This window comes from Rhodococcus sp. AG1013, from assembly GCF_003350365.1.
Taxonomy (GTDB): Bacteria; Actinomycetota; Actinomycetes; order Mycobacteriales; family Mycobacteriaceae; genus Prescottella.
Genome location: NZ_QQAT01000025.1, coordinates 24,166 through 42,496, shown reverse-complemented (window position 1 = coordinate 42,496; position 18,331 = coordinate 24,166). Strand labels below are relative to the sequence as shown.

The 18,331-nt window shown below is 69.0% G+C and carries 22 protein-coding genes and 1 pseudogene; 12 read left to right on the top strand and 11 right to left on the bottom strand.

The genetic code is table 11. From position 1 onward, the window contains the following. Positions 1 to 6: 6 nt before the first annotated feature. On the bottom strand, positions 7 to 564 hold the full coding sequence (locus DEU38_RS24165; RefSeq protein WP_114723922.1) for a malonic semialdehyde reductase: 558 nt from the start codon (positions 562 to 564) through the stop codon (positions 7 to 9). Between the two features lie 3 nt (positions 565 to 567). Here DEU38_RS24165 and DEU38_RS24160 point away from each other — a divergent pair. Beyond that, positions 568 to 864, top strand: a pseudogene (locus DEU38_RS24160) (winged helix-turn-helix transcriptional regulator); the annotation flags it as partial. Positions 865 to 889: 25 nt separating this feature from the next. Here the strand turns inward: DEU38_RS24160 and DEU38_RS24155 are convergent. Both DEU38_RS24155 and DEU38_RS24150 read right to left on the bottom strand, forming a co-directional pair. Continuing rightward, the gene (locus tag DEU38_RS24155; RefSeq protein ID WP_114723921.1) at positions 890 to 1,492 is read right to left on the bottom strand and encodes a hypothetical protein; all 603 of its coding nucleotides are present in this window, start codon (positions 1,490 to 1,492) and stop codon (positions 890 to 892) included. Positions 1,493 to 1,543: 51 nt separating this feature from the next. Continuing rightward, positions 1,544 to 2,398: an alpha/beta hydrolase gene (locus DEU38_RS24150; RefSeq protein ID WP_114723968.1), complete on the bottom strand. Its 855-nt coding sequence runs from the start codon at positions 2,396 to 2,398 to the stop codon at positions 1,544 to 1,546. Positions 2,399 to 2,661: 263 nt separating this feature from the next. On the opposite strand from DEU38_RS24150, the gene DEU38_RS24145 reads away from it, so the two are divergent. Together DEU38_RS24145 and DEU38_RS24140 are read left to right on the top strand one after the other, a co-directional pair. Next, entirely contained in the window at positions 2,662 to 3,813 is a 1,152-nt protein-coding gene (locus DEU38_RS24145) for a Rieske 2Fe-2S domain-containing protein (protein ID WP_114723920.1), read from the top strand. A 73-nt stretch (positions 3,814 to 3,886) separates the two neighbouring features. Further along, entirely contained in the window at positions 3,887 to 4,816 is a 930-nt protein-coding gene (locus tag DEU38_RS24140; RefSeq protein WP_114723919.1) for an NADP-dependent oxidoreductase, read from the top strand. Between the two features lie 50 nt (positions 4,817 to 4,866). Here DEU38_RS24140 and DEU38_RS24135 read toward each other — a convergent pair whose 3' ends face one another. The 5 genes from DEU38_RS24135 to DEU38_RS24115 all read right to left on the bottom strand — a co-directional run bounded on the left by DEU38_RS24135 (position 4,867) and on the right by DEU38_RS24115 (position 9,425). After that, the gene (locus DEU38_RS24135) at positions 4,867 to 5,502 is read right to left on the bottom strand and encodes a maleylpyruvate isomerase family mycothiol-dependent enzyme (RefSeq protein ID WP_181818927.1); all 636 of its coding nucleotides are present in this window, start codon (positions 5,500 to 5,502) and stop codon (positions 4,867 to 4,869) included. A gap of 86 nt (positions 5,503 to 5,588) precedes the next feature. Further along, positions 5,589 to 6,890 (bottom strand): MFS transporter, encoded by a 1,302-nt coding sequence (locus DEU38_RS24130; protein ID WP_397484752.1) that lies wholly within the window; start codon positions 6,888 to 6,890, stop codon positions 5,589 to 5,591. 46 nt (positions 6,891 to 6,936) lie between these two features. Further along, positions 6,937 to 7,725: an SDR family NAD(P)-dependent oxidoreductase gene (locus DEU38_RS24125; RefSeq protein ID WP_114723917.1), complete on the bottom strand. Its 789-nt coding sequence runs from the start codon at positions 7,723 to 7,725 to the stop codon at positions 6,937 to 6,939. Positions 7,726 to 7,839: 114 nt separating this feature from the next. Continuing rightward, positions 7,840 to 8,610: an SDR family NAD(P)-dependent oxidoreductase gene (locus DEU38_RS24120; RefSeq protein WP_114723916.1), complete on the bottom strand. Its 771-nt coding sequence runs from the start codon at positions 8,608 to 8,610 to the stop codon at positions 7,840 to 7,842. Next, positions 8,607 to 9,425: an enoyl-CoA hydratase/isomerase family protein gene (locus tag DEU38_RS24115; RefSeq protein WP_114723915.1), complete on the bottom strand. Its 819-nt coding sequence runs from the start codon at positions 9,423 to 9,425 to the stop codon at positions 8,607 to 8,609. Before DEU38_RS24115 ends, DEU38_RS24120 begins: the two co-directional genes overlap by 4 nt. A gap of 98 nt (positions 9,426 to 9,523) precedes the next feature. On the opposite strand from DEU38_RS24115, the gene DEU38_RS24110 reads away from it, so the two are divergent. Both DEU38_RS24110 and DEU38_RS24105 read left to right on the top strand, forming a co-directional pair. Next, on the top strand, positions 9,524 to 10,117 hold the full coding sequence (locus DEU38_RS24110) for a TetR/AcrR family transcriptional regulator (RefSeq protein ID WP_258558130.1): 594 nt from the start codon (positions 9,524 to 9,526) through the stop codon (positions 10,115 to 10,117). A 102-nt stretch (positions 10,118 to 10,219) separates the two neighbouring features. Beyond that, positions 10,220 to 11,041, top strand: a complete 822-nt coding sequence (locus DEU38_RS24105) for a DUF4261 domain-containing protein (protein WP_114723914.1) — start codon at positions 10,220 to 10,222, stop codon at positions 11,039 to 11,041. Positions 11,042 to 11,086: 45 nt separating this feature from the next. Here the strand turns inward: DEU38_RS24105 and DEU38_RS24100 are convergent, their stop codons facing one another. Together DEU38_RS24100 and DEU38_RS24095 are read right to left on the bottom strand one after the other, a co-directional pair. Further along, positions 11,087 to 11,323, bottom strand: a complete 237-nt coding sequence (locus DEU38_RS24100) for a lipopolysaccharide assembly protein LapA domain-containing protein (protein ID WP_114723913.1) — start codon at positions 11,321 to 11,323, stop codon at positions 11,087 to 11,089. 35 nt (positions 11,324 to 11,358) lie between these two features. Beyond that, on the bottom strand, positions 11,359 to 11,595 hold the full coding sequence (locus DEU38_RS24095) for a hypothetical protein (protein WP_181818926.1): 237 nt from the start codon (positions 11,593 to 11,595) through the stop codon (positions 11,359 to 11,361). Positions 11,596 to 12,032: 437 nt separating this feature from the next. On the opposite strand from DEU38_RS24095, the gene DEU38_RS24090 reads away from it, so the two are divergent. The 6 genes from DEU38_RS24090 (at position 12,033) to DEU38_RS24065 (ending at position 16,560) form a co-directional block, all read left to right on the top strand. Then, positions 12,033 to 12,383, top strand: coding sequence for an RNHCP domain-containing protein (locus tag DEU38_RS24090; RefSeq protein ID WP_114723912.1), 351 nt, complete (start codon positions 12,033 to 12,035; stop codon positions 12,381 to 12,383). A 17-nt stretch (positions 12,384 to 12,400) separates the two neighbouring features. Further along, positions 12,401 to 12,805, top strand: a complete 405-nt coding sequence (locus DEU38_RS24085; protein ID WP_114723911.1) for an RNHCP domain-containing protein — start codon at positions 12,401 to 12,403, stop codon at positions 12,803 to 12,805. Between the two features lie 145 nt (positions 12,806 to 12,950). Beyond that, positions 12,951 to 13,607, top strand: coding sequence for an ABC transporter permease (locus tag DEU38_RS24080; RefSeq protein ID WP_114723965.1), 657 nt, complete (start codon positions 12,951 to 12,953; stop codon positions 13,605 to 13,607). Then, positions 13,600 to 14,817, top strand: coding sequence for an ATP-binding cassette domain-containing protein (locus DEU38_RS24075; RefSeq protein ID WP_114723910.1), 1,218 nt, complete (start codon positions 13,600 to 13,602; stop codon positions 14,815 to 14,817). The genes DEU38_RS24080 and DEU38_RS24075 overlap by 8 nt, the downstream gene beginning before the upstream one ends. Then, positions 14,814 to 15,572 carry an ABC transporter permease gene (locus tag DEU38_RS24070; RefSeq protein ID WP_114723909.1) on the top strand — a complete coding sequence of 253 codons (759 nt, stop codon included), beginning with the start codon at positions 14,814 to 14,816 and terminating at the stop codon, positions 15,570 to 15,572. Before DEU38_RS24075 ends, DEU38_RS24070 begins: the two co-directional genes overlap by 4 nt. A 1-nt stretch (position 15,573) precedes the next feature. Beyond that, on the top strand, positions 15,574 to 16,560 hold the full coding sequence (locus DEU38_RS24065) for a glycine betaine ABC transporter substrate-binding protein (RefSeq protein ID WP_114723908.1): 987 nt from the start codon (positions 15,574 to 15,576) through the stop codon (positions 16,558 to 16,560). 8 nt (positions 16,561 to 16,568) lie between these two features. On the opposite strand, the gene DEU38_RS24060 is transcribed toward DEU38_RS24065, so the two are convergent. Then, entirely contained in the window at positions 16,569 to 17,444 is an 876-nt protein-coding gene (locus DEU38_RS24060) for an LLM class flavin-dependent oxidoreductase (protein ID WP_114723907.1), read from the bottom strand. Between the two features lie 123 nt (positions 17,445 to 17,567). Here DEU38_RS24060 and DEU38_RS24055 point away from each other — a divergent pair, with 123 nt between their 5' ends. Beyond that, positions 17,568 to 18,314, top strand: coding sequence for a Clp protease N-terminal domain-containing protein (locus tag DEU38_RS24055; RefSeq protein ID WP_181818925.1), 747 nt, complete (start codon positions 17,568 to 17,570; stop codon positions 18,312 to 18,314). Positions 18,315 to 18,331: the final 17 nt, after the last annotated feature.

The window sequence follows — 18,331 nt, the reverse complement described above, 5'->3', positions numbered from 1 at the left end:
GACGTCTCAGGCCCAGTGCAGGGTCTCCGCCGGGTCGAGCCGGGGGAGACGGTCGAACCACGGGTTCTCGCCGGGGTGGCCGATGTTGACGACAAGGATCGACTTCCACGGCCCGTCCGCGAAGAACTCGCCGTCGATCCCGGCGGCGTCGAAGCCGGCCATCGGCCCGGCCGCCAGGCCCAGCGCGCGGACCGCGAGGATGAAGTAGCCCGCCTGCAGTGCCGAGTTGAACGACCCGGTGCCGGAGCGCACCTCCTCGTTGGCCTCGTAGAAGTCGGCCATTTCGGGGCGGATCGGGAACACTGTCGGAATGTGCTGGTGGAAGCGGGTGTCCACCGCGAGTACGGCCACCGCGGGCGCTGCCTGCACCTTCGCCTTGTTGCCGTCGGCCATGTGCTGGGCGAGCCGCGCGCGACCCTCGTCGGTGCGGACGAAGAGCACCCGCAGCGGCTGGGTGTTGGCTGCCGTCGGCGCCCACTTCGCGAGCTCCCAGATTTCGGCGAGCTCGGCGTCGCTGACGGGGGTGGGGGCGAACGTGTTCGCGGTGCGCGCCTCGGTGAACAGCGCGACGCGGCCCTCGCACGCGCCTTCGAGTTTCTCGGGAAGCGTTGGAACGGCGTCATTCTCGCGACCCTGCTGTCCGGCCCGGCCGGATTCTCCGAGTTGCGCCGCGCGGTCGCGGGCATCAGCGACTCGGTGCTCTCCGAGCGGCTCGGCGTTCTGGGCAAGGCCGGACTGGTCCAGCGGGTGGTCGACGACGGTCCGCCGATCGCTGTCAGTTACAGTCTGACGCCGTCCGGCCAGGCGCTTCTCCCGGCGCTGCGGGAGATCACGGCCTGGGCCACGGAGAACCTGCCGGCCTGATCGAGGGTCGCGCCGACGAGCCGTCCTAGGCGATGGACGCGTACGTCAGGCCGGCGGCGAGCGCTCCGGCGAGCGCGCCGACGACGACCTGCCCGCGCGTGTGGTCTCCGAGATGAACCCGGGACCAGCCGATCAACGGTGTGAGGACCAGCGTCAGCAGCCACCACGGCGACACTGCGAGCGCCAAAACGACTGTCACGCCTGCCGACACACCGGTGTGGACGCTGACCTTCCAGTGGAAGAGGCTGGTGATCACGGCCGCGACCAGCAGCGCCACCAGGCCCGCCGACATGAACGCGATCATCTCGATCGGCGCGTGCGCCACGATCTGGACGACCAACCCGCCCAACACGACAACGAGCAGCACGACCATCAGCAGATGACGCTCGTCGATCCGGGTGACGTGGTGATCGCCGATCCGCGCCCGCCGCATCCCCGCCAGGATGACGCCCATCGGGACGACGCCGGCGCACACCGCGACGAATACCCCCCAGCCGGGAGCGCCCACCGCGACACCCATGATCATCGACGCCACGATGTTGACGACCCACGGCGCACCGACCTCGGTCAGCGCGCGGGCAGTCACGTCGATTACGGTGCGGCGGTCCTGCACGCCGAGATCTGTCATGGGCCTACGGTAATGGTCCGAGGAAGGCCCGCCGGCCGGACGTCGCCCAGGTCAGTGGCTGACCGCCGCGCCGAATCCCTTCGTCGCCAACCACTCGATCACGGTGTCGGCCACCTCGGGCCAGCCGTGGTCGACGGTCAGCGAGTGACCGCGGTCCGGGAAGACGAGGTAGTCGTTGTCGGTGTGCGCCCGGTGATAGCGGTGGTACGCCGAGCGACTGACCGATTCGGGCACCGTGTGGTCCTGTCCGCCGCCGAGGATCAGCAGCGGTCCGCGTTCCACGTTGGTGTCGACGTGGGCGGGTGATCCCGGCAGGAAGTTGGCGAACGCGGCCTGGAACAGCGGCCGGCCCGGGGACGGGATGGCCCAGTGGTCGTACAGCGAGTCCGATTCGCTTCGGTCGAGCGCGTTGCCGAAACCGTAGGCGAAGGCGTCCGGGGTGAGCGTGACGCTGCGTTTGGCGTTGACGGGGTTGCCGAGGACGGGGAACGAGGAGCGCAGCTGCGCGAACGGGAGCGCCTTCACGCCCTGGATCTGTGCGGGATCGATCGCGACCGCGGCGGCGGCGACGTCCGCGGCCAGGAGTTTCTGGGCGATCAGGCCGCCGAACGAGTGCCCGACGACGATCGGTTTGCGTCCCAGTGGCGCGATCGCCTCGGCGAAATGGGCGGTGACCTCGTCGATCCCGATGCCGGCCTGGTCGTCGGCGTGGGCGCGGGTGTCGGTGACGGTCGGTGCCTCGCCGGGCCAGGTGGGGGCGAGGGTCGAGAACCCTGCCGCGCCGAACTTCTCGCGCCACGGATCCCAGGACGAGGCCGCCAGCCACAGGCCGTGGACGAACATGACCGGCGGTGCACCGTTCGAGGCCGTCGGATCGGGTGACTGCGCCGCGGGGGTGTCGGACATCGGCGGATCCTTCCGGGTCGTGGAACGCGTACCCAGTGCTTCCTCCACGATGCCCCGCCGGTCGTCGGAGCGGGCATTCAATCGCCGGATCCGTATGGACTTTGGTCACCAATCGAGGACAAATGGTCCGATTCGGTCCCATTGAGTGAGATCCGTGTCACTCTCGCCGGACACCTGTCGGATTGTGAGCCAGGACACGCGATCGCCCGAGCGGTTGATCGAACGATCGAACAATTTCACCGAAAGGGATTCGGGGAGCGGACATGACGGCGATAGAGACGGATAGCGAAGAAGTTCGGATGATCGACGCCGGTGCGGCGCCGACGCGATTCGCGCGGGGCTGGCACTGCGTCGGACTCACGCGGGACCTCAACGACGGCAAGCCGCACCCGGTGCACGCGTTCGGCACCAAACTGGTGGTCTTCGCGGACAGCCAGGGCGAGCTGCAGGTGCTCGACGCGTACTGCCGGCACATGGGTGGCGACCTGAGTCAGGGCGAGGTCAAGGGCGATTCGGTGGCGTGCCCGTTCCACGACTGGCGGTGGAACGGCAAGGGCAAGTGCACCGATATCCCGTATGCCCGCCGCGTGCCCCCGCTGGCCCGGACCCGCGCATGGACCACGATGGAGAAGGACGGACTGGTGTTCGTCTGGCACGACCCCGAGGGCAACCCGCCGCCGCCGGAGGTCACGATCCCGGACATGAGCCAGCCCGGTGAGGAGTGGACCGACTGGGTGTGGAAGTCGATCACCATCGACACCAACTGTCGCGAGATCATCGACAACGTGGTCGACATGGCGCACTTCTTCTACGTGCACTACGGCTTTCCCATCAAGTTCAAGAACATCTTCGAGGGCCACGTCGCCACGCAGTACTACGAGGGTGTCGGCCGGGAAGATATGAAGCGACCGGCGTCGGAGAAGGCCACCCCCGTCGGGAACGACTCCGTGGCGGCGTACTACGGGCCGTCCTTCATGGTCGACGAACTCAAGTACCGCTATCCCGACTTCGACATCGACTCGATCCTGATCAACTGCCACTACCCGATCACGCCGGACAAGTTCGTGCTCATGTACGGCATCAAGGTCAAGCAGACCGACGAGATCCGGGGCGAGGAGGCGCAGGAGCTGGCCACCAGCATGGCGTCGTACATCACGATCGGCTTCGAGCAGGACGTCGCGATCTGGAAGAACAAGACCCGGATCGAGAATCCGCTGCTGTGCGAGGAGGACGGGCCGGTGTACCAGCTGCGTCGCTGGTACGAGCAGTTCTACGTCGACGTCGCCGACATCACCCCGGACATGGTGAACCGCTTCGAGTTCGAGATGGACACCACCAAGCCCGTCGCGGCCTGGCAGCGGGAGGTCGCCGAGAACATCGAGCGTCGCACCGCCGCGGCCGCCGCATCCAACTAGTTTCCGCAGGTAAGGGGCGTAACGGTTAGGCGGCGAGGGGAATAACGCGTCGCGGGGCCACGGTTCTTCGGTTATGGCGAAAACCGTGGTCGCGAACGCGTACGGAGGGCCGGAGGTCCTCGAGGTGGTCGATCGGGACATTCCGCCGCCCGAGTCCGGGCAGGTGGTGGTGCAGATGAGGGCGATCGGGGTGAATCCGGTCGACTACAAGCTCTACAACGGCAGTTTCGGACATGACCCAGCGCGACTGCCCGTCCGTCCGGGCGTCGAAGGCGCCGGCGTCGTCATCGCGGTCGGTGACGACGTCGACGCGGTTCGCGTCGGCGACGAGGTGATCGCGTACGCCGGGGAAGGCGCCTACGCCGAGCAGGTGGTGCTGCCGGCGGAAGACGTTCTGCCCAAACCGGACGCGTTGTCGTGGGAGTCGGCGGCGGGCCTGCTCGTAGCGGGCGGAACCGCCATCGACGCACTCACGGTGACCGGTGTCGGGGAGGGTGATGTCGTCGTCATCCAGGGCGCCGCCGGCGGGGTCGGCGAGTTGGCCGTGCAGTTGGCGGTCGCACGGGGTGCGGTGGTAGTCGGGGTGGCATGGGAGAGGCACCACGACTTCCTCCGCACCCTGGGGGCGCTGCCGGTGCTGCCCGGCGAGGGGTTGCCCGAGAGGATCAGCGCGATCGCCCCCGACGGGGTGGACGCGGTGATCGACACGGTCGGTAGCGACGAGGCTGTCGACGCGTCGCTCGCGTTGGGAGCCCCGCGGGACCGGATCGTCACCATCGTCGCGTTCGGCCGGGCGGAGCAGGACGGCTTCCTGTCGATCGGCGGGGGAAACGAGAACAGCGCGAGGATTCGCCGTGAAGCCCGCCCGCTGCTGGTGGACATGGCCGGCGACGGTGGTCTCGACGTCGCCGTCGGCACCAGGTTCGCTCTCGTCGACGCGGCCGAAGCACACCGGGCGCTCCGGAAACCGCATGCGCGTGGGAAGTTCGTGCTCCTGCCCTGACCCGAACAGTGCCACGGAAAGGGATGGCGGCCACCAGCGAGCGGCGTCGATCAGCTCCGCGTGAATCGGTGCGCCTGCACACCGTGCAGATGACCGGGCGGCAGCTTGCGCCCGCTGACGGCGAGCAGGACGTCCTGCGCAGATCCGGTGACGGGGCTGCCCGAGCCGAGCGTGAAGTCCAGGTCGGTGGCGCGCAGCTCGACGCCGTCGAGGTCCACGCCGAAGTACTTCAGGTTCTTCGGTGTCACCCCGTCGAGGACCAGTTGCAACCGCTCGAGCGGCACCTGCCGGTCGAGTCCGAGCCCGACGGTGATGTCGAGGCCGTGGATGACGTCGTGGGACAGCGCGCCGGCGAACCCGCCGCCCGGGGGCTTCCACGGGTGGTGGACGTTCTCCCGCAGACACGAGACGAGTCGGTCGGAGGCGACTGCCTCGGCGTCGCGTCGCGCCGCCCGGTCGGAGAAGCGGTTGAAGTTGCCTCCCGCCATGACGATTCCCAGGACGATGCGTGGCGTCGAGTAGCGGTACGGCATCGTCGTGTGGGCAATCACCTCGCGGACCCGCCAGCCCTCACACAGCGTCTGGCGATTCCACAGGTCCGCCGGGAGCGCGGCCAGCAGGTCCGCCATCTCTCCGCGTTCGGCGGCGATCATCGCCTGGATGCTCGCGTCGGTGGTCTCGTTCATCGCATACCTCCCGTTTCGTCGATCGTGCCCGGGACACCCCTCGATACTGACCGACGGGGGAGAGGAAACTCATCGCGGGTGCGTCGTCAGCGTCGCGGTGACTTCGCGATCGCGAGGGCCATCACCGCCGCGATCGCGCACAGCCCGCCGGCGACGAAGAAGGCGGCGTCGTAGCCGCCGAAGCGGTCGCGGACCAGTCCGGCCAGGAACGCGACCAGTCCGGCGCCGATCTGGTGCGACGCCAGCACCCAGCCGAACACGATGGGGCCGTCGGCGCCGAAGTGCTTGCGGCACAGCGCGACGGTGGGCGGCACGGTCGCCACCCAGTCGAGGCCGTAGAAGATGATGAACGCGATCATCGGCGGGTGCACGGTCTGTGCGAACAGCAGCGGCAGCACCATCAGCGAGATGCCGCGCAGTAGGTAGTAGATGCCGAGGAGCTTGCGGGCGTCGAAGCGGTCGGTGAACCAGCCCGACGCGATGGTGCCGACCAGGTCGAAGATGCCGATCACCGCGAGCAGGCTCGCGGCCGCCGTCACGGGCATGCCGTGGTCGTGCGCGGCCGGGACGAAGTGAGTGCCGACCAGTCCGTTGGTGCTGGCGCCGCAGATCGCGAACGTGCCTGCCAGCAGCCAGAACACGCGGGTGCGGGCGGCCGAGCGGAGGACGCCGAGCGCCCGGCCGACCGCGCCGCCGGGTGCGTCCGGAGTCGCGGGCCGCACGTAGTCGGCGGGGGCGCCGTACGGCGTGGTGCCGACGTCCTCGGGACGGTTGCGCAGGAACAGCAGTACCAGTGGCACCACGGCCAGCGCGGCGAACGACACCGTCACCGACACCGTCTGCCAGTCGTAGCGCTCGGCCAGCGTCGCGAGGACGGGCAGGAACACCAGCTGCCCGGCCGCGCCGCCGGCGGTGAGGATGCCGGTGACCAGTCCGCGGCGTGCGACGAACCAGCGGTCGGTCACCGTCGCCACGAAGGCGAGTGCCATCGATCCGGTGCCGAGGCCCACCAGCACGCCCCACAGCAGCACCAGCTGCCACGTCGTGGTCATGAACACGGTCAGGCCGCTGCCGAGCGCGATCAGCGCCAGCGCGGCGGTCACGACCTTCCGGATGCCGAACCGTTCCATCAGCGCCGCCGCGAACGGCGCCGTCAGCCCGTACAGCACCAGGTTCACCGACACGGCCGCCGAGATACTCGCCCGGGACCAGCCGAAGTCGTCGTGCAGCGGGTCGATGAGCACCGACGGTGCCGCCCGGAATGCGGCGGCGCCCACCAGCGCCAGGAAGGCGACGGCGGCCGCGGGCCAGCCCGGGTGGATCCGACGTACGCGCCCGGTCGGGGTGGTGCTCGGGGTGGATACGGGCGGGGCGATCTCGGAACTCACGGCGTACATTGTGGCCGCCGCCGGGCGGGCGGCGGCCACCGGTACGTCAGGGGAGCAGCGCCGCCGGGGTGCCCGGCAGACCCGGGTAGTAGGTGCCGGCCGACCAGCCGCCGTCGACGGCCAGTTCGGCGCCCGAGATGTACGACGCCTCGTCGCTCGCGACGAACAGGGTGGCCCGCGCGATGTCCTCGGATTCGCCGATGCGTTGCAGCGGCACACCGGTGTACTTGCTCTGCAGGTCGTCGCCGCGGAGGCCGCCGGGATTGCCGAGCGTGGTGTCCACCCCGCCCGGGTGCACCGAGCACACCCGGATGCCGGCCGGGCCGAGTTCGTAGGCGAGCGCCTTCGTGAGCCCGCGGACCGCCCACTTGCTGGCGGCGTAGGCGGCGAGCCCGTTGACGCCGCGCAGGCCGTCCACCGACGAGATGTTGACGATCACGCCGCGACCGGCGCGCTTCATCGTCGGCACGACGGTCTTGGCGCCCAGCAGGTTTCCGAGGACGTTGATGTCCAGCAGGCGCTCGGTCTTCGCGACGTCGATGTCCTCGATCGGGGACCAGTGCATGACGCCGGCGTTGTTGACCAGAATGTCCAGGCCGCCGAATCGTTCGACCGTTTGGTCGGCGAATGCGGTCCACGACGCCTCGCTGCTCACGTCGAGGGGCGCGAAGAACGCCGCGTCGCCCAGTTCCTCGGCCAGCGCGCGGCCCTTGTCCTCGAGCACGTCGCCGAGCGCGACACGAGCGCCCTCCGCGACGAAGAGGCGGGCCGTCGCGGCGCCCATGCCCTGCGCTGCGCCCGTGATGATCGCGATCTTGCCGTCGAGCCGTGCCATGCGTCCTCCGAGGTCTGCCTCGAACCGGACTGTCCGGTTCGAGGCAGACCATCTCGCGTCGGGGCGGGGATGTGAAGGACGCTTCTCGCTCAGTGGTACGGGTCACACTCCGGGTCAGTGCACGACGGTTCCGCCGTCCGCGATGATCACCTGCCCGGTGATGTAGCTGCCGGCATCGGACGTGAGGAGCAGTGCGGGACCGACCATCTCGTCGGGATCGGCGATCCGCTTCTGCAGCGATATCGTGCGCATCGCCTCGATGGCCTCGGGCGGATTGTTGCGGACCATGTCGGTGTCGACGGATCCGGGGGCGAGCGCATTGACCCGGATCCCGCGGGGCGCGAAGTCCGCCGCCATCGACCGGGTGAACGACAGCAGGGCGCTCTTGGCACCCGCGTACATCGCGACGCCCGGTGAGAACATGAACGCGCCCACCGAGATCACGTTGAGGACGGCCGCGTGCGGGCTGGCCTCGAGGTGCGGCAGTGCGGCCTGGGTGAGGAACACCGGGCCGCGCAGGTTGACGTCGTAGGACTTGGTCCACGCGTCGGGCGTGAACGCTCCCAGCGGCTGCGTGAGCGGGTTCGCGGCCGCATTGACGAGGATGTCGATCCCGCCGAAGGTGTCGACCGAACGATCGACCAGCGTCGAGAGGTCGTCCAGTTCGCCGAGATGGGTGGGCACCCCGAGTGCGTTGCCGCCCATGTCCTTCAGATGCTGTTCGGCGCGCGCGCAGGCCTCCGCCTTGCGGCTGGCCACCACCACGTTCGCACCCGCGGCCACGTAGGCCTCGGCGAGGGCGAGCCCGATGCCGCGGGTGCCACCGGTGACGACGGCGGTACGGCCGGTGAGGTCGAAGAGGCGATTCAGTTTGTCGCGATTCACGGTCGGTCTCCTGTGTCCACCCAGGCGGGCTGTCTGCGTTCGATGAATGCGGCTGCGGCCTCGGCGAACTCGCCGCCGGTGCCGGCCAGGATCTGGGTGCGGTTCTCGAGTGCGATCGCCGCGTCGACGCTGCCCGCCGACGAGTTCGCGGCGAGGACCTGCTTGGTCATGGACAGGGCGAACGGGCTGTGGTTGCAGAGCGTCCGCGCGAGTTCGAGGGCCGCGTCGAGCAGTTCGTCGTCGGGCGCGATGCGCGTGACGAATCCGATGCGCTCGGCCTCCGTGGCGTCGAACTCCCGTGCCGTGGTGATCAGTTCGGTGGCACGTCCCGCGCCTATCAGCCGTGGCAGCGTGTAGCTGATGCCGATGTCGCAGCCGGAGACTCCGACCTTGACGAACTGCACCCCGAAGCGTGCCGACGCCCCGGCGATCCGCAGGTCGCACGCCGCGGCCAGAGCCAGACCGCCACCGAAGGCGGGCCCGTTGACCGCCGCGATCACCGTCTGCGGGAGCCGTTGCAGACGGGGGACCAGCGAGGCGATGTACTCCTGGGTGCGCATCCCGGCCGCGGGTCCGGTGAGTCCGGCTGCGGTGGGCGCCACGTGCGTCGAGTCCTTGAGGTCCAGGCCGGCGCTGAAGCCGCGTCCCGCCCCGGTGAGGATCACGACGCGGCACGAGTTGTCGTACTCGAGCTCGGTGAGCGCGGCGTGCAGTTCCTCGACGAGGGCGTAGCTGAGCGCGTTGAGCCGCTCGGGGCGGTTGAGGGTGAGCACCGTGACGGCCGGGTTGGGCCGGGATACGTCGATCAAAGGCATTCGGGCTCCGCTTCGTTCGGACCGGACGTGAGGTGTCCGACTATTACCCTTACACGACGTAAGATTATTTGTCAGTAGATCCGGCGGAGGAGTGTCGAGTGGGCGAGACAGGTGTGGGGCGGGGTCGTCCCCGCGACCGCGAGCGGCATCGTGCGGTGCTCGCCGCCGCCACCGAGTTGCTGATCGACGACGGCTACGAGGCGCTCACCCTCGCGGCGGTGGCCCGGCGGGCCGGCGTCGGGCGGCCGCTGCTCTACCAGTGGTGGGGCTCCAAGGCGGCACTGGTGCAGGAGGTGCTGTTCCGTGCCGAACCGCTCTCGGCGCGTGCGGTTCCCGCCGACGCGACCTTCGCGGAGACGTTCACTGCCATGGTGCGGGACATGGTGGCGCTGCACGCCCTGCCCCAGTACCGCCGGGGGCTGCCCGGACTCATCGGAGACATGGTCGCCGACCCGGCGTTGCAGGAGGCCGCCGAACGCCGGTTCATCGAGCCGGTACGGGCCCGGTACGTCGAGGTGTTCCGTCGCGCAATCGATTCCGGAGAGGTACGCGCCGACGTGGACGGCGGTGCGGTGCTCGACACCCTGCGCGGAGCCGTCACGATGCTGATCCTCACGCGGCCGTCGTGGAGCGAGGCCGACCTCGTCGAGTACCTGGTTCGGCTGGTACTGGACGGGGTGCGCCCAACCTAGGCCCTGTCCGGTTGCCCGATAGGGTGTAACGCGCGAACCGGACACCGGAAGCACCCGGCGAGGTGACCGATCGCGCTACACGACCAAGCCTGAGGGGGAGTCATGCCCACGCTCGCGATGCTGTTCCAGGACCGACTCGACGCCGATGTCACCGAAGGAGCCCTGGCTGCGCAACTGCAGCTGGACTGGCCCGACGTCGACTTCTCCGGGCTGGCCGTCGGCGGGGACGAGTCCGCCGACCGTGATGCGCCGATGTGTCTCGACCTGGACGGCAAGATGATCGCGTTGCTGACGGTCCCGTCCCCGGCGGGTGACGACGTCGCCGAGATCGTCGAGCACAGCCGCCTGTGGCCGAACGAGGTACCCGCGCCGGCGGACTACTCGGCACACACGATTGTCACTGTCCTCGGCCGAGGGGACGGACACGAGGACGCGATCGCGCACGCCGTGTTGTTGTCCCGCGTCGTTGCGTCGATCATCGCGCTCACCGACACCGTTCGCGCTGTGTACTTCGGCAGTGCCGATCACGTCGTCCTGCCGGCGTTGTTCCGCGATCTCATGCTGGACACGCTGCCCGAGCCGTCGTTGCTTGCATGGGTCGCGATCAACATCGGTGAGCGCCCGGACGGCGTGATGACCGGCCACACACGGGGTCTCGGCATGCTCGGCCTCCCGGACGTCGAAATCCCGGAGACCCCCGAGTCCGCCGAGGACACCTTCGACCGCCTCACGAGCATCGCCTCGTACCTTGTCGAGCAAGGACCCGTCATCAACGACGGCGACACGATCGGCACCACCGAAGCCGCCGAGATCGTCGTCGACCACTCCCCGAGCGCCTTCGACCCCGACCGGACCGTCCTCCGCCTGAAGTTCGATGCCGACCGGAGCAAACGCAAGCGGGGTTGGTTCAGCCGTCGACGCTGACTTCGCACGGTGCTGTCCGGGCGTCGGGACGATCGCAGTCCGAGGTCAGCCCTTCGACGACTTGCGCCGCCGCGTGGTGAGCATCCCCACGAGCCACCCGATCGCGAAGATGACGAGCAGCGTCAACCACAGCGGCGCCGTCACCGAGATGAAGAACAGCGAGATCGATACGTCGTGCCGATTCTGGGCGACGAAGATGATCGCGAGGACGGCGAGCGCGAGTGCGGCCCACTGGGTCGGTGATACGCGGGTCAGGATCGAATCGGACTTCTGGGTGGTCATCGCCCGAGACTAACTCTCGCCCCTCGGAATTCCGATCAGATCCCGGCTGCGGCCGACACTGTGTCGTGCACCCATCGCTCGTACCGTTCGGGCGACCAGTCGCTGTCGAAGACCATTCGCGTGTAGGTCTCCGGGCTGAGCAGGACCAGTGCCACGTCGACGGCCTTGCCGGCGAGTGCCTCCATGAGGTGCTGCTGGACCGTGCGCCGCTGCTCGAGGCTGGTGCGCCACAGTTCGGCGACCTCGGCCCATTCGCGTTCGAGTGTCGCCACCGGTTCGTCGTCGCTGCGTACCCGGTGGTGGTGGTCGGCGCCCGCTTCGACGATCCCGACGGCGGCCGGGTCCGCAACTACACCCGGCCCCGCGCGATTCCGGTGCCGCCGGAGGTGTCCGCCGACTATCGACGATGCACGGGTAGCGCTGGCGCACTTGCAGTTCGGTGCCACCGCATCCGCAGCGCGATAATTCGATTGCGGCACCACCGACGGGAACCTAGGGTTCACGACATCCGGCACACGGCCGGTCCCTGCGCTGGTGAAAGTGGTGAATTATGCCCCGGACAACCGCCGAGTACCTTCACGCTCCCGTGAACTGCTCAGGCCGGTGATCCGACGACGACATCGGGTCTTCCGTCCGGTGTGAGCTTCTCGCGGGATCGACATGCTCGGCAATCGCTGCCGTTCAATCGATCTCACGGAGGAGAATCCGCGTGTCCCATCGAGGCACACCAATTTCACATCTCTCGACCTTCACCTGCATCCGCTGCGGACTCGCCGTGTCCCGGGCGACGCCGGACGCGGGCCCGCGCACGCACTGTCCGAACTGCCTGGCGGGCAAGCACGGCTCGACCGCCGAGCAGCGCTGCGGTTCGCGGACCCACCCGATCGCCATCGCCGTGCTCCGCGACGGTGACTGGATGCTGATCCATCGCTGCACCGGTTGCGACCGGTTGTCGGCCAGCCCGGTGGCCGGCGACGACAACCAGTTGCTGCTGGTGCGGATCGCGGTGAAACCCTTGGCGCAGCCGCCGTTCCCGCTCGAGCACCTCGCCCAGTTGTAGCGCGGGGAGGAGTTCGAATGGCACGCAGGAACATCGGAGCCGGACGACGGCAACGCGGCAAGCCGGTGCACAGGGACGGCCCGGCGCGGCGCGGCTCGTCGTTCCGGTGCGTCGGGTGCGGGCTGGACGTGCCGATGCGCGCGCCCGGCACCGCTCATCGCAACCATTGTCCGCACTGTCTGTGCAGTCGGCACGTGGACCGGACCGTACCCGGCGACCGCGCGTCGTCGTGTCGGGGCCGGATGGACCCCATCTCGATCACCGTGCGTGACGGTGGCGAATGGGTGATCATCCACAGCTGTGCCGGCTGCGGGTGGATCGGTTCGAACCGGTCGGCCGGGGACGACAGTTCGCTGGCGTTGGTACGGATCGCGGTTCGTCCGATCGCGCGCAGCGGACTGCTCTTCGGTCACGAACGCTGACGCTCTGACTCGATTGCCGTGCAGAATCCGCCCGATAGGGGCAATGTGGACGGCAAGCGCAGCGCGGCGTCGAAACGGAAACGCCTGCTCGGACTGTCCGGGTGGGCGTTTCCGCCCTTCCGCGTTGCAGAAGGGAGTGCCCGGTTTGGATTTCCAGACCTTGTGGGATTTCGTGTTCGAGCGGCGCCAGCAGCTGCTCACGGACTCGTACCTCCACGTCAGTGCCGTCGTCCAGTCGGTGGTCATCGCCGGGATCATCGCGGTCCTGATCGGGATTGCCGTCTACCGGAGTCCCATCGGGTCGGCGGTCGCGACGGGTTTGGCGAGCACGATCCTGACGTTGCCGTCGTTCGCCCTGTTGGGCCTGCTCATCCCGATTCTCGGGCTGGGCGTCGCGCCCACGGTGACGGCTCTGGTGCTGTACGCGCTGCTGCCGATCATCCGCAACACGATCATCGGCCTCGCGTCGGTCGATCCCGCGATCACCGACGCGGCCCGCGGGGTGGGGATGAACCGGTTGCGCGTCCTGGGCCGGATCGAACTGCCGCTGGCCTGGCCGTCGATCCTGGCCGGCATCCGGGTCAGCACCCAGATGCTGATGGGCATCCTCGCGATCGCGGCCTACGCCAAGGGCCCGGGCCTGGGAAACCTGATCTTCTCCGGGTTGTCCCGCGTCGGCAGCCCCACCGCGGTGCCGCAGGCGCTCACCGGAACCGTGCTCATCGTCATTCTCGCGCTCGTTCTCGACGGGCTGTTGGTCCTCGTCGGGCGCCTCACCACCTCCAGGGGGATCCGTGACTGAACTGCTACCCGCCGAAGAACAGACCGGCAAGGGCGTCGAGATCGTGCTCGACGACGTCGTCAAGCAGTACCCCGGGCAGGGCGTTGCCGCCGTCGACGGGGTGTCGATGACCATTCCCGCCGGCGAGATCGTCGTGTTCGTGGGGCCGTCGGGCTGCGGGAAGACCACCACGATGCGGATGATCAACCGGCTCATCGAGCCGACGTCGGGCACCATCACGATCGCCGGCCGCGACACCCACTCGATCGATCCGGACCGGCTGCGGCGGGGGATCGGCTACTCGATCCAGCAGGCCGGGCTGTTCCCGCATCTCACGGTGGCCAAGAACGTGGCCACCGTCCCGGGCCTGGTCGGGTGGGACAGGAAGCGCATCGCCGAGCGCACCGACGAGATGCTCGACCTGGTGGGCCTCGATCCCGATACCTATCGGGACCGGTTCCCGCGCCAGCTCTCCGGCGGTCAGCAGCAACGTGTCGGGGTGGCCCGGGCCCTGGCCGCCGACCCTCCGGTGCTGCTGATGGACGAGCCGTTCGGGGCCGTGGATCCGATCACGCGCGGGCTGTTGCAGGATGAGCTGATGCGCCTGCAGTCCGAGCTCGGCAAGACCATCGTGTTCGTCACCCACGACTTCAACGAGGCGGTCAAGCTCGGCGATCGGATTGCCGTGCTGGGCAGTCAGTCCCACATCATGCAGTACGACACTCCCGAGGCGATCCTGGCGAATCCCGCCAACGACATGGTCGCCGGGTTCGTGGGGGCGGACGCCTCGCTCAAGCAGCTCACGCTCACCCGGGTCCGGGACGTCGAGATGACGGACTGTCCCACCGCGTACCGGGACGGCTCCGTGGCCGACCTGCGCCGGGCGCTCGCGCAACAGGACGCCCACTGGGGGCTGATCCTGGACCACCGCGACCGCCCGCTGCGATGGGTGTCGCCGGCGCAGCTCGCGTCGGCGGCGTCGTTGCAGGACATCGGCGAACCGGTGGGCGAGCTGGTGTCGGTGCAGTCGACGCTGCAGGACGCGCTCGAGGCGCTGCTGGTGCAGAGCAGCGCGTCGGCGGCGGTCACCGGCCGGCGCGGCGAGTTCGTCGGGCTCATCACGATCGACACCCTGGTGCAGGCGCTGCAGGAGATGCGCGAGGAACACGCCGACGATCATGCCGACGCCCAGAACAGCACTGCCGGTGCGGCGGAGGACTCGTCGAAATGACCACGCAGACACCGGCTGCCGCGCAACGCGCCGAACGGGCCAGGCTCCTGGTCCAGCCGCTGCTCGTGCTCCTGCTGGTGGGGGGCGTGCTGGGGTGGGCCTTCACCCGCGATCTCACTGCCACCCAGCAGGCGAGCATCAGCATCGGCAACATCGCGACCCTCACGTGGCAGCACGTGCTCATCACCGTCGTGGTGGTCCTGATCGTGCTGGCGCTCGCGGTGCCGCTCGGTACCCTCGTGACCCGCCCCGGATTCACCAAGCTGGCACCGGTATTCGTGGGAATCGCCAACATCGGCGCGTCCGCCCCGGCGATCGGCCTGCTGGTGCTGTTCTACCTCGCGACGCGGACGACGGGGTTCTGGATCGGCGTGCTGCCCATCGCGTTCTACTCGCTGCTGCCGGTGCTGCGGAACACGATTCTCGGCTATCAGGAGGTGGACCCGGCCCTCGTCGACGCCGGACGCGGACAGGGGATGTCGGCGCTCGCGGTGCTGCGGCGGGTGGAGTTCCCGTTGGCGGTGCCGTACATCCTGGCCGGGCTGCGGACGTCGCTGGTCCTCGCCGTCGGTACGGCCACGCTGTGCTTCCTGGTGAGCGCGGGTGGTCTCGGCATCCTCATCGACACGGGATACAAGTTGCGCGACAACGTGACCCTCGTCGTCGGTGCGGTGCTGGCCGTCGCACTGGCGCTGCTGGTCGACTGGCTCGGTGCCCTCGCCGAGACGTACCTCGGGCCGAAGGGGCTGCGCTGACATGACGGTGATTCGACGGGTCCTGGCCGGTGCCGCGGTGGTGCTCGCGACCACCCTGATCGCGTCGTGCGGCCTGGAATCCGGTGGCGCCCTCCCGCTGAAGGTCGGCCCGGCGAGCATCCAGCCGGTGCCCGAGCTCGACGGTGCTCGGATCACGGTCGGTTCCAAGGACTTCACCGAGCAGATCATTCTCGGCTACATGATCGAGTTCGCGTTGTCCGCCGCCGGTGCCGATGTCCGCGACCTCACGAACATCCAGGGGTCCAACAGCACCCGTGACGCGCAGTTGGCCGGGCAGATCGACGTGAGCTACGAGTACACCGGCACCGGGTGGATCAACTACCTCGGGCACGAGCAGCCGATCCCGGATTCGCAGGCGCAGTTCGAGGCCGTCCGGGACGAGGACCTCGCGCGCAACGGCATGGTGTGGACCGACCCGGCGCCGATGAACAACACGTACGCGCTGGCCACCAGTCGGGCCACCGCGGAGCAGACCGGCGTGCGCACGCTGTCGGACTACGCCGCTCTGGTGCAACGTGATCCGGCTGCGGCGGCGACGTGCGTCGAGACCGAGTTCAACGTCCGTCAGGACGGCTTCCCCGGCATGGCGGCGGCGTACGGGTTCGATCCGGCCCGCGCGGAGAAGCGCATCCTGCAGACCGGCATCATCTATCAGGCCACCGCCGACGGCAGCCAGTGCAAGTTCGGCGAGGTGTTCACCACCGACGGCCGAATCGCGGCCCTCGACCTCGTGGTGCTCGAGGACGACCGGCAGTTCTTCCCGAAGTACAACCCGGCGCTGACGATGCGGGCGGACTTCGCCGAGCAGTACCCGGAGGTGGCCGAGGTGATGGCGCCGATCTCGGCGGTGCTCACCAACGAGGCGATCACCGAACTCAATCGTCAGGTGGACGTCGACGGCAAGGATCCGGCGGCCGTGGCCCGGCAGTGGCTGGTGGACCAGGGGTTCGTGACGGCGGAGGACTGACCCGTCCGTCAGCGGGCTCCGGAACGGCCCTGGTCCACCAGTTCGCGCACGCGTGGGAACACCTCACCCGCCAGGTACCGCAGGGACGGCTCGTCGGTGGGCCCGCTGAGGACGAACGTGTCGAAGCCGTGATCGAGCGCGAGCGAGGACAGTGCGCGGGGGAGGTTCTCGACGTCCCGGACGTCGATTCCGTCGCCGATGTTGAGGACGCGTCGGATGCGCGACGGGTCGCGGCCCGCGGCGGTGGCCGCGTCGTCGATCGCCGCACTGGCCGAGGCGATCCCGTCGGCGTCGATGTAGCCGAGCGACGGCAGCCAGCCGTCGCCCATCTCCCCGATCAGGCGGAGCATGCGCGGCTTGTAGCCGCCGATCCAGATGCCGATCGGGTGCGCGGGAACGGGCCCGGGGTGGACGCCGTTCACGGAGTGGAACTCGCCGTCGAACCGGATCGATCGCTCGCCGCTCCACATCAGACGGATCACCGATACCGCCTCCCGGAGGGCCTGCACCGACTCCCCGGGCGAGCGTCGCTCGCCGCCCATCGCCGCGATCGCGTCCCAGAAGGCGCCGGCGCCGAGTCCGAGTTCGACGCGGCCGTCGCTGAGGAGATCGAGGCTCGCGGCGGCCTTCGCGAGCACCGCGGGCGGGCGCAGCGGCAGGCTGGCGACGTCCGGGAACACTGCGAGCTTCTCGGTGCGAGCGGCAATGGCGGACAACAGGGTCCACGCATCGAGGAAACTCTTCTGATAGGGGTGGTCCTGGATGCCGACGAGGTCGAACCCGGCTTCGTCCAGCACGGCGGCGGTGTCGAGTGCCGCTCGCGGAGCGTGGGCATCGGGGACGAGAAAGTAGCCGAATCGGATGGTGTGGCCGTAGTCGGGCACAGCGGGCTCCTTCGTCTGGTGACGATCCTCTCCTCACGATAGGTGCCGAGGCGCCGGTCCGAGTACCGAAAGAATCGACAACCCGGGGTTGACGATCCCGGATCGTCAACCTACGGTTGTCGTATGACTGATCCGACGCGCATGTCGAACCCCGTGCGGCTCGACGATCTCATCGAAGCCATCAAGAAGGTGCACACCGATGCACTCGAACAGCTGACCGATGCGGTCCTCGCCGCCGAGCACCTCGACGAGGTGGCCGACCACCTGATCGGCCACTTCGTGGACCAGGCCCGACGCTCGGGCGCGTCCTGGACCGACATCGGCCGCAGCATGGGGGTGACCAAGCAGGCCGCACAGAAGCGGTTCGTGCCGAAGGGCCCCGAGGAGCCCGCCGACCTCGATGCCAGTCAGGGCTTCAGCAGGTACACCCCCCGCGCCCGCAACGTCGTCATGGCGGCGCAGAACGAGGCGCGGGCCGCGGGCAACGACCAGATCACCCCGGAGCACCTGGTGCTCGGCCTGCTGGCGGACCCCGAGGCGATCGCGGTGAAAGTGCTCGCCGCCCAGGGCTTTACTCCCGAATCCGTTCGGCAGGCAGCCACCGCGGTCCTGCCGGAGGGCGTCGACGAGTTGCCCGAGCTCATCCCCTTCGACGCCGGCGCGCGCAAGGCCCTCGAACTCACGTTCCGGGAGGCACTGCGGCTGGGGCACAACTACATCGGCACCGAGCACCTGCTCCTCGCGCTGCTCGAACTCGAGGACGGCGCCGGCGTGCTCGCCGAATTGGGAGTGGACAAGGAGGCGGCCGACGCATTCATCGTCGCGACCCTGTCCCAGTTCCTCGCGGCACGCGACGACGCGGGGGCGTGACGCGGCGCCCTCGGAGC